The sequence below is a fragment of the Streptomyces sp. NPDC059248 genome, from assembly GCF_042753905.1.
In the GTDB taxonomy this organism is placed as follows: domain Bacteria; phylum Actinomycetota; class Actinomycetes; order Streptomycetales; family Streptomycetaceae; genus Streptomyces.
On sequence record NZ_JBHYZV010000143.1, the window covers coordinates 1 to 9617 of the forward strand.

A 9617-nucleotide genomic window follows, 5' to 3' on the forward strand; every position below is an offset into this window, starting at 1 on the left:
TCTTGAACACCCCCCCCCCCCCCCCCCGCCCGCGGGGGGGGGCGCCCGCCCCCCCCCCCCCCCGGGGGCGGGCGGCGCGGCCCCGGGCCCCCCCCCCCCCCGCCCCCGTCTCGTGCCGTCTCGTGCGGATCCTGCCGGGGTCCGCGGGCCCGCTCACCCGTCCGGCCGGTCCACTAAAAAGATCTGTGTGCCCGTACGGGAGGGGTCAGGTCCAGGCAGCGACCAGATAGCCGACGCCGTACGGGGCCTCGTCGGCGAGGAGCCTGCCGGTCGGCCCGGTACCCTCCGCGGCACCGGCCAGCACCTGCCAGGGCGCCCGTCCTGCGGCCTTGAGCTCGGCCGCCAGCTCCGGGTCGAGGGCGGCCAGCGCCCCGGTGTCGGCGGCGTCGAGCGCGCGGGCGGCGGCCGCGTCGAAGGCGGCGGCCCGGTCGTCCAGATAGCCCGGCGCCTTCACCGTCCGGCAGGCGCTGCCGTCGCCCATAACCAGCAGGGCCACCCGGTCGGCCCGCCGGGCCGTCTCCCGGCCCGCGTCGGCGCACGCCCCGGGCGCGAGCCGCTCATCGACCGCGAGCCCCTCCACCGGAGCGGACGACCATCCGGCGCGTTCGAGCAGCCAGGCGCCGACGGCGAGCGGGTACGGCAGCGGGCGCCCGCCGGGCTCCCCCGTACCGAGGCGGACCTCGGTGTCGACGCCGAAGCCGCGGAAGTCCCCGATGGCGCCCGAGGGGTAGTGCCCGGCCGATTCCGGTTCCGCCGGGCCCACCACGACGAGCAGTCCCGGCTCGGCCGCGGCCAGGGCCGCGACGGCGTCGAGGCAGGCGGTCCGTACGGTGTCGAGTTCGGCGGCGGCGCCGGTGGCCACGTCGGGGACGAGCAGCGGCGGACAGGGGCACACGGCGGCGGCGACAAGCATGATCGGCAGCCTAATGCGTCCCCGGGCGGGGCCCCGGCGCGGGGCCGGGCACCGGACGGCCCGCCGGTGCCCGGGAGGGCCGTACGGCCCGTGAGCTACGGCTCAGAGGGCCGCGCAGCCCGGCACGGCGGGGGCCGGGAGGGGCTCGGGGACGCCGATGGCGGGCAGGCCCAGCATCACGCCCGCGGGCTTCGGTGCCGTCGCTTCCTTCCGCTTCTGCCAGGCGTCACCGGCGCGGGTGCGGCGCACGGCGGAGACCGCTCCTTCGGCGAGCAGATGGTGCGGGGCGGCGTAGGTGATCTCGACGGTCACCACATCACCCGGGCGCACCTCCTGGTCCGGCTGGGTGAAGTGGACGAGCCGGTTGTCGGGGGCGCGGCCGGAGAGGCGGCGGGTGGCGCCGTCCTTGCGGCCCTCGCCCTCGGCGACCATCACGCCCAGGGTCCGGCCGACCTGCTTCTTGTTCTCCGCCCAGGAGATCTCCTCCTGGAGGGCGACGAGGCGTTCGTAGCGCGCCTGGACGACCTCCTTGGGGATCTGGCCGTCCATGGTGGCGGCGGGGGTGCCGGGGCGCTTGGAGTACTGGAACGTGAACGCGTTGGCGAAGCGGGCCTCGCGGACCGTGTGCAGCGTCTGCTCGAAGTCCTCCTCGGTCTCGCCGGGGAATCCGACGATGATGTCGGTGGAGATGGCGGCGTGCGGAATCGCGGCGCGCACCTTCTCGATGATCCCGAGGAAGCGCTCCTGGCGGTACGAGCGGCGCATCGCGCGCAGGACCGTGTCCGATCCCGACTGGAGCGGCATATGGAGCTGGGGCATCACGTTCGGCGTCTCGGCCATGGCGGCGATGACGTCGTCGGTGAAGTCGCGGGGGTGCGGGGAGGTGAACCGGACGCGTTCGAGGCCCTCCACCGCGCCGCAGGCCCGCAGCAGCTTGCTGAACGCCTCGCGGTCGCCGATGTCGGAGCCGTAGGCGTTGACGTTCTGGCCGAGCAGGGTGATCTCCGAGACGCCCTCGGCGACCAGCGCCTCGATCTCCGCGAGGATGTCGCCCGGCCTGCGGTCCTTCTCCTTGCCGCGCAGGGCGGGCACGATACAGAAGGTGCAGGTGTTGTTGCAGCCGACGGAGATGGAGACCCAGGCCGCGTAGGCGGACTCACGGCGGGTGGGGAGCGTGGAGGGGAACGCCTCCAGCGACTCCGCGATCTCGACCTGCGCCTCCTCCTGCACCCGGGCGCGCTCCAGCAGGACGGGCAGTTTGCCGATGTTGTGCGTGCCGAAGACGACGTCCACCCACGGGGCGCGCCGCACGATGGTGTCCCGGTCCTTCTGGGCGAGGCAGCCGCCGACGGCGATCTGCATCCCGGGCCGCCCCGCCTTGCGCGGGGCGAGCCGGCCGAGGTTGCCGTAGAGCTTGTTGTCGGCGTTCTCGCGGACGGCGCAGGTGTTGAAGACGACGACGTCGGCGTCGCCGTCGGAGCCCTCGGGGGCGCGGACGTACCCCGCGCCTTCCAACAGACCCGAGAGGCGCTCCGAGTCGTGGACGTTCATCTGGCACCCGTAGGTGCGAACCTCGTATGTACGGGTGGCGTCCACTGCGCCGTTCCGGTCCGTGCTGCTCATGCAACAAGAGTAGGCGGTGTGCGGCACGCCCCCGCGCGGATATCCGCGGAGGCCCGGATTCCGCGTCCGCCCGGTCCTCGCCGGGGCTCTGGCCATCACGGTGAGTGACCTGTCAGGATCGCCGCATGTTCACGAATCCGCTCCGCACCCGCCGTCGGCGCGCCCTGGCCGGTGCCGCCGCCGTCCTCGCGGCGCTCGGAGTGCTGTCGTGGTGGCTGCTGCCGCTGGGGGAGCCGGAGCCCCGCGGCTCCGTCACCTTCAGCACCGGTGTGCACAGCGGGGTGTACCAGCGGTACGGCGCGCTGCTGAAGGACGCCCTCGCCGACGATCTGCCGGAGGTGGACATAACGCTGCGGACGAGCGAGGGGTCGCAGGAGAACCTCGCCCGGGTCGCGTCGGGTGAGGCCGACTTCACCATCGCCACCGCCGACGCCGTCGCGCAGTACCAGCGGGAGGGCAAGCCGGGCGCCGACCGGCTGCGGGGCTGTGCCCGGCTGTACGACGACTATGTCCAGCTGGTGGTGCCCGCGGACTCGCGGGTGCACGGGATCGCCGATCTGCGGGGACTGAAGGTCGGCGTCGGGCAGAAAGGATCGGGGGTCCGGCTGATAGCGGACAGACTGCTGGCCGCCGGGGGTCTCGATCCGGTGAAGGACGTCACGGGTGTGCCGAACGGCATCGACACCGTTCCCCAGCTGCTGGAGAACGGCACCATCCAGGCGTTCTTCTGGTCCGGGGGGCTGCCGACGAAGTCGGTGCAGTCCCTGTCCGAGCGTTTTCCGATACGTCTGGTGCCGCTGGAGCGCGATCTGATCGAGCGGGTGCACCGGGCGGGCGAGCCGACGGGTTTCTACCGGTTCGCCGCCATGCCACCGGACCTCTATCCCCGTGCCCGGAGCAGCGTGCCGGTGAATTCGATGGCGGTGGCGAATCTGCTGGTCACCACCGACCGGATGGACCCGGACCTGGTGGAGGGGTTCACCAGGACGGTGATCGCGAGCCGGGACGGCATCGGGCGTACGGTCCATCCGGCCCAGCTGGTGGATCTGCGGACCGCGCTCTACACCGAACCGCTGCCGCTGCACGAGGGGGCCCGGCGCTACTACCGGTCGGTCAAGCCGTAGGTACCGGCGGGGTGCGGGGCACCGTGAGGGTGACCCGGAGTCCCCGGGGCTCGTGGTGGTCGTAGGCGATGGTGCCGCCGCCCGCCGAGAGGAGGGCCCTGGAGATGGAGAGCCCGAGGCCGGAGCCCTTGATGTTCTGGTGGCGGTTGCTGCGCCAGAAGCGGTCGCCGATCCGGGCGAGTTCGTCCCCGGTCAGTCCGGGGCCCTCGTCGGTGACGACCAGGGTGGAGGTCTCCCCCTGGGCGGCCACGACGACGGTGACCTCCGCGCCGGCCGGGGTGAACTTGACCGCGTTGTCGATCACCGCGTCCAGGGCGCTGGACAGGGCTATCGGATCCACCCAGGCCGTGACGGCACCTCCGGCGCCGGTGAGCCGGACCCCCTTCCCGTCGGCGACGGGGCGCCAGGAGGCGACCCGTTCGGCGGCCAGGGCACCGATGTCCGCGAGTTCGAGGGGGGCCGACGCGTGCTCGGCCAGGGCGAGGTCGAGGAGGTCGTCGAGTACCTGCGCGAGCCGTCTGCCCTCCGTACGGACGGAGGCGATCTCCTCGTTGCCGTCGGGGAGTTCCAGGGCCAGCAGGTCGATCCGGAGCAGCAGGGCGGCCAGTGGATTGCGCAGCTGGTGGGAGGCGTCGGCGACGAACGCGCGCTGCTGTTCGAGTACGCCCTCGACATTGTCGGCCATCTCGTTGAACGAGCGGGCCAGCCGTCGCAGTTCGGGCGGTCCTCCGGCGGCGGCCACCCGGGAGTTGAGCCGGCCGGTGGCGATGTCGTGGGTGGCCGCGTCCAGTACCCGTACGGGCCGCAGGACCCAGCCCGTGAGCCGGAAGGCGGCCCCGACGGCGAGCAGCATCGCGGCGCCCTCGCCGGCGGCGATCAGCAGCCAGCCGCGGAGCACCCGGGAGCGCAGCTGGTCGGTGGGCGAGTCGGTGAGGACGACGGCGACCACGTCCCCGTCGCGGACCACGGGCGAGGCGACGACCAGCCGTCCGTCGCGGTCCCAGGGCCAGACCTGCGGCGGGTCCTGGGAGCGGCGTCCGGTCAGCGCCTCGCGGAAGGCCTCACGGCCCTCGCCCTCGGCGGGGACGTCCCAGTTGGCGGGTGCTCGCGCCATCAGGGATCTGCCGTCCCTGAGGAAGACGCCGACATGGATGCCGTAGGTCGAGTAGTACCGGTTGAGCTGGTCCTGGAGCATGGATCTGCGCTCCGCCTCGGAGCCGTCGCTCGCCGTGACGAACTGGGCCAGCGCCGCGAACCGTACGGTGTCGTCGATCCGGTCGACCACCACCCGCTGCTGCTGGGCGGCGGCGACGCTGACGGCGAGCGGAAAGCCGAGTGCCAGCAGGACGCCCGCCATGAGGACGATGAGCAGGGGAAGCAGGCGGGTGCGCACGGTCCCCTCAGTCGCCCGGGGTCACAAGGCGGTAGCCGACTCCGCGTACGGTCTCGATGAGGGCGGGCATGCCGAGCTTGGCGCGGAGGGATGCCACATGGACCTCCAGGGTCCGGCCGGTCCCCTCCCAACTGGTCCGCCAGACCTCACTGATGATCTGTTCCCGGCGGAACACCACGCCGGGGCGCTGGGCTAGCAGCGCCAGCAGGTCGAACTCCTTCCGCGTGAGCTGGACGGCCGCGCCGTCCACTCGGACGCGGCGGGTGGGCAGTTCGACGGTCACGGTGCCCAGGCGCAGGGCGTCGTCGGCGGGGGCGGGAGCGGTCTCCTCCACGGCCGCGGTCCGCCGGGCCACGGCGTGGATCCGGGCCAGCAGTTCACCGATGTCGTACGGCTTGACGACATAGTCGTCGGCGCCCAGGTTGAGTCCGTGGATCCGGGAGCGGACATCGGCCCGCGCGGTCACCATGATGACCGGGGTCGAGGTGATCTTCCGCAGCTTTCCGCAGACCTGGTAGCCGTCCTGGTCGGGCAGGCCGAGGTCGAGCAGGACCACACCGAAGGGCGGCTTGCCCGGATGGGTCGCGGGCAGGACGGCGCGCAGCGCCTCCTCGCCGTTGCGGGCGTGCACCACATCGAATCCGTGCCGGGCGAGGATGGCCGACAGGGCCGCGGCGACATGGTTGTCGTCCTCGACGAGCAGCAGTCTCATGTCCCCCCTCCGGCCCTCCGGTTATGGCGCCGCCCCACGGATCCCCCCGTGGTCCCCGGCCCCTCGACGATGTGTGCGCCTCGTGCCGCCCGGGGAAACCCGGCCCCCGCGCACGACATGGCGTACCAGGGCATGAAGGCCGATTTCCCGCCGGACAGTCAAGGACATTCAGCCGCCCGCCCGGATCCGTTATCCACCCGGTACTCCGACGGTCACCTCGTTCACTCATCGTATCCGGACGAGGCCGGATCGTTATGCTCAATTTCCGCTCAGATGTAATGACGCTGGTCGCACCGCGTCACTACTGTCCTCCCAACCAAGGAGGACGGGAGCTGTGGGCCGATGAGCGGAGTGTCTGTGTCCAAGGTCGACGGGAGTGGCGTTCCCGCCGCCGAGGACCTGGTCGTACTGAGCGGTGTCAACAAGCATTTCGGTGCGCTGCATGTGCTGCAGGACATCGACCTGACCATCGCCCGGGGCGAGGTCGTGGTCGTGATCGGGCCTTCCGGGTCCGGCAAGTCCACGCTCTGCCGCACCATCAACCGGTTGGAGAGCATCGACTCCGGAGCGATCTCGATCGACGAGAAGCCGCTGCCCGCGGAGGGCCGTGAGCTGGCCCGGCTGCGGGCCGACGTCGGCATGGTGTTCCAGTCCTTCAACCTCTTCGCCCACAAGACGGTCCTGGAGAACGTCGTGCTGGGCCAGGTCAAGGTCCGCAAGAAGGACAAGGACGAGGCGGAGCGCCGGGCGCGTGAGCTGCTCGACCGGGTCGGTGTCGGTACGCAGGCGGACAAGTACCCCGCCCAGCTCTCCGGCGGTCAGCAGCAGCGGGTGGCGATCGCCCGCGCGCTCGCCATGGAGCCCAAGGTGATGCTCTTCGACGAGCCCACCTCGGCCCTCGACCCCGAGATGATCAACGAGGTGCTGGAAGTGATGCAGCAGCTCGCCCGGGACGGCATGACGATGGTCGTGGTCACCCACGAGATGGGCTTCGCCCGCTCCGCCGCCAACCGGGTCGTCTTCATGGCCGACGGAAAGATCGTCGAAGAGGCCACGCCCGACGAGTTCTTCAGCAACCCGCGCAGCGACCGCGCCAAGGACTTCCTGTCGAAGATCCTGCACCACTGACCCCGGCGGTCACGTCACCCCCCAGCACACCGGCTGTCGCCCCGGACGGGCGTCTTCGGCCGGGCTCTCGGCCCGGCCGGGCCCGCCCGGGATCCGTAGCGGATCGGCGCCGGACCGTTCCTCGGTCCGGGCCCGCGCCGGCCGGCGGACCGGCTCACGCATCGGCGAACCACGACGTAAGGGATGTTCACATGAAGCTCCGCGCCCGCAAGGTATCCGCGGCCGTCGCCACCGTTCTCACCCTCTCCCTGGCCGCCACCGCGTGCGGCGGTGACAGCGACTCCGGTGACGGCGGCGGCAAGATCACCATCGGGATCAAGTTCGACCAGCCGGGTATCGGTCTGAAGACCCAGGACGGCAAGTACACCGGCTTCGACGTCGACGTCGCGACCTATGTGGCCAAGGAGTTGGGCTACGAGGCCAAGGACATCGAGTGGAAGCAGACCCCGAGCGCCCAGCGCGAGACCATGCTGGCCAACGGTGACGTCAAGTTCATCGTCGCCAGTTACTCGATCACGGACAAGCGCAAGGTCAAGGTCGACTTCGCCGGTCCGTACTTCCTCGCCCACCAGGATCTGCTGGTCCGCAAGGACGAGACGGGCATCACCAAGGCCGCGGACCTGAACGACAAGAAGCTCTGCTCGGTCACCGGCTCCACCTCCGCCCAGAACGTCCAGGAGAAGCTCGCCCCCAAGGCCGACCTCGAAACCCTCGGCGGCTACTCCGAGTGCCTGACGGGCCTGGAGAACAAGTCCGTCGACGCCCTGACCACGGACGACGCCATCCTCGCCGGGTTCGCGTCGCAGTCCGAGCACCAGGGCAAGTTCAAGCTGGCCGGACTCAAGCTGAGCGACGAGAACTACGGCATCGGCATCAAGAAGGGCGACGCCGACCTCAAGGGCAAGATCAACAAGGCCCTGGAGAAGATGAAGTCCGACAAGTCCTGGGACAAGTTCGTCCAGGCCAACTTCGGCAAGTCCGGTTACAAGAACGAGCCCGCGCCGGCGATCGCCGCGAACTGAGGCCACCGGTGACGTGCCACCGGACGCCCCGGCCGGTGGCACGCGCCGACTACATCCACCCAGGAGAGATCGCGGGTCAACGTGTTCGATTTCCTCGATTCCCCGCAGTACGACCTGCTCGACGCGTTCTGGATGACGGTCAAACTCACCGTCTACTCGGCCGTCGGTTCCCTGATCTGGGGAACGCTGCTGGCCGGTATGCGCGTCGGTCCCGTCCCGATGATGCGCGCCTTCGGCACGGGCTATGTCAATGTCGTCCGTAACACCCCGCTGACGGTGGTCCTCGTCGCCTGTTCCCTCGGTCTCGCCTCGACCATGGGCGTCAGTCTCGGTGGTGACACCTTCAAGGACATCGGCTTCCGGATGGCCGTCCTCGGCCTGGTCGCCTATACCGGCACCTTCGTCTGCGAGGCGCTGCGCTCCGGTATCAACACGGTCCCGGTGGGACAGGCGGAGGCCGCCCGCGCCATGGGCTTCAGCTTCTTCCAGGTACTGACCCTGGTCGTGCTCCCCCAGGCGTTCCGCTCGGCCGTCACCCCGCTCACCAATGTGCTGATCGCCCTCACCAAGAACACCACGGTGGCCTCGGCGATCGGGGTGGCGGAGGCTTCGGCCCTGATGAAGACGATGGTCGAGAACGAATCCGACGCGCTGTTCGCCGTCTTCGGCGTCTTCGCCTTCGGCTTCATCGTTCTGACCCTGCCGACCGGTCTGCTGCTGGGCTGGGTGGCCAAGCGAGTGGCGGTGAAGCGATGAGTTCCGTTCTGTACGACGAGCCGGGTCCCAAGGCTAAGGCCCGGAACATCATCTACACCGTCGTCTTCCTGGCGGCGTTCGGTCTCACCCTCTGGTGGGTCCTGAGCACCATGGCGGACAAGAACCAGCTGGACGCGGAGAAGTGGAGTCCGTTCGTCAACGACTCCAAGGTCTGGACGACCTTCCTGCTCCCGGGGCTCTGGGAGACGGTCAAGGCGGCGGGCATCTCCGTGATCATCGCCCTCCCTCTGGGTGCGGCGCTGGGTATCGGGCGGCTCTCGGACCATGCCTGGGTCCGGGTGCCGGTCGGCGCGGTGATCGAGTTCTTCCGCGCCATCCCGGTCCTGCTGCTGATGGTCTTCGCGTTCCAGGCGTTCGTGGAGTTCTCCGACATCGACTCGGACCTCCGGCCGATGTACGCAGTGATCACCGGTCTGGTGCTCTACAACGCCTCGGTGATCGCGGAGATCGTCCGGGCCGGGATCCTGTCGCTGCCCCGCGGGCAGACCGACGCCGCGCTGGCGATCGGGATGCGCAAGGGCCAGTTGATGCTGTTCGTCCTGCTGCCGCAGGCGGTCACCGCGATGCTGCCCGCACTCGTCAGCCAGCTCGTCGTCATCGTCAAGGACACCGCCCTCGGCGGCGCCCTCCTCGGCTTTACCGAGCTGCTGTACCAGAACCGGGCGATCACGGCGAACTACGGCGCGAACACCATCGCCACCCTCACCGTCATCTCCCTCATCTTCATTCTGCTGAACTTCCTGCTCACCAGCTTCGCGAGCTGGCTGGAGAAGCGGATACGCCAGGGCAAGAAGGGCACCGGCGCCGTCCTCAGCGGGACCGATGTCGAAGCCTCGGCCGGAGACGCCGGAGAGGCGCACTGATCACGACGGGCAGCGACCCGGAGGGGACGGCGGAGGCGGTGGTGCCACTTACGGCACCACCG

Annotated in this window: 9 protein-coding genes; 5 read left to right on the top strand and 4 right to left on the bottom strand. The window is 70.4% G+C overall.

The genetic code is table 11. The features are described 5' to 3' along the window. Nucleotides 1-205: 205 nt before the first annotated feature. Nucleotides 206-913 (bottom strand): hypothetical protein, encoded by a 708-nt coding sequence (locus ACFXG1_RS32480; protein ID WP_384714023.1) that lies wholly within the window; start codon nucleotides 911-913, stop codon nucleotides 206-208. Between the two features lie 102 nt (nucleotides 914-1015). Then, complete coding sequence (miaB, locus tag ACFXG1_RS32485; RefSeq protein ID WP_384714026.1) at nucleotides 1016-2536, bottom strand: tRNA (N6-isopentenyl adenosine(37)-C2)-methylthiotransferase MiaB; 1521 nt, start codon at nucleotides 2534-2536, stop codon at nucleotides 1016-1018. A 125-nt stretch (nucleotides 2537-2661) separates the two neighbouring features. On the opposite strand from miaB, the gene ACFXG1_RS32490 reads away from it, so the two are divergent. Beyond that, complete coding sequence (locus tag ACFXG1_RS32490) at nucleotides 2662-3660, top strand: TAXI family TRAP transporter solute-binding subunit (protein WP_384714029.1); 999 nt, start codon at nucleotides 2662-2664, stop codon at nucleotides 3658-3660. Here the strand turns inward: ACFXG1_RS32490 and ACFXG1_RS32495 are convergent. Next, nucleotides 3650-5053: an ATP-binding protein gene (locus ACFXG1_RS32495; protein WP_384714032.1), complete on the bottom strand. Its 1404-nt coding sequence runs from the start codon at nucleotides 5051-5053 to the stop codon at nucleotides 3650-3652. The genes ACFXG1_RS32490 and ACFXG1_RS32495 overlap by 11 nt on opposite strands. 7 nt (nucleotides 5054-5060) lie before the next feature. Continuing rightward, nucleotides 5061-5765: a response regulator transcription factor gene (locus ACFXG1_RS32500; RefSeq protein WP_384745777.1), complete on the bottom strand. Its 705-nt coding sequence runs from the start codon at nucleotides 5763-5765 to the stop codon at nucleotides 5061-5063. A gap of 342 nt (nucleotides 5766-6107) precedes the next feature. Here ACFXG1_RS32500 and ACFXG1_RS32505 point away from each other — a divergent pair, with 342 nt between their 5' ends. The 4 genes from ACFXG1_RS32505 (at nucleotide 6108) to ACFXG1_RS32520 (ending at nucleotide 9555) form a co-directional block, all read left to right on the top strand. Further along, nucleotides 6108-6893 (top strand): amino acid ABC transporter ATP-binding protein, encoded by a 786-nt coding sequence (locus tag ACFXG1_RS32505; RefSeq protein ID WP_384714037.1) that lies wholly within the window; start codon nucleotides 6108-6110, stop codon nucleotides 6891-6893. Between the two features lie 191 nt (nucleotides 6894-7084). Beyond that, nucleotides 7085-7915, top strand: a complete 831-nt coding sequence (locus ACFXG1_RS32510; protein WP_384714040.1) for a glutamate ABC transporter substrate-binding protein — start codon at nucleotides 7085-7087, stop codon at nucleotides 7913-7915. Between the two features lie 81 nt (nucleotides 7916-7996). Then, nucleotides 7997-8671 carry an amino acid ABC transporter permease gene (locus ACFXG1_RS32515; protein ID WP_384714043.1) on the top strand — a complete coding sequence of 225 codons (675 nt, stop codon included), beginning with the start codon at nucleotides 7997-7999 and terminating at the stop codon, nucleotides 8669-8671. After that, the gene (locus ACFXG1_RS32520) at nucleotides 8668-9555 is read left to right on the top strand and encodes an amino acid ABC transporter permease (protein ID WP_384714046.1); all 888 of its coding nucleotides are present in this window, start codon (nucleotides 8668-8670) and stop codon (nucleotides 9553-9555) included. Before ACFXG1_RS32515 ends, ACFXG1_RS32520 begins: the two co-directional genes overlap by 4 nt. Nucleotides 9556-9617: the final 62 nt, after the last annotated feature.

Coding starts and splice junctions, on each gene's coding strand:
- ACFXG1_RS32520 (WP_384714046.1), top strand. CDS start 8,668: ATGAGTTCCGTTCTGTACGACGAGCCGGGTCCCAAGGCTAAGGCCCGG.
- ACFXG1_RS32480 (WP_384714023.1), bottom strand. CDS start 913: ATGCTTGTCGCCGCCGCCGTGTGCCCCTGTCCGCCGCTGCTCGTCCCC.
- ACFXG1_RS32510 (WP_384714040.1), top strand. CDS start 7,085: ATGAAGCTCCGCGCCCGCAAGGTATCCGCGGCCGTCGCCACCGTTCTC.
- ACFXG1_RS32500 (WP_384745777.1), bottom strand. CDS start 5,765: ATGAGACTGCTGCTCGTCGAGGACGACAACCATGTCGCCGCGGCCCTG.
- ACFXG1_RS32505 (WP_384714037.1), top strand. CDS start 6,108: ATGAGCGGAGTGTCTGTGTCCAAGGTCGACGGGAGTGGCGTTCCCGCC.
- ACFXG1_RS32490 (WP_384714029.1), top strand. CDS start 2,662: ATGTTCACGAATCCGCTCCGCACCCGCCGTCGGCGCGCCCTGGCCGGT.
- miaB (WP_384714026.1), bottom strand. CDS start 2,536: ATGAGCAGCACGGACCGGAACGGCGCAGTGGACGCCACCCGTACATAC.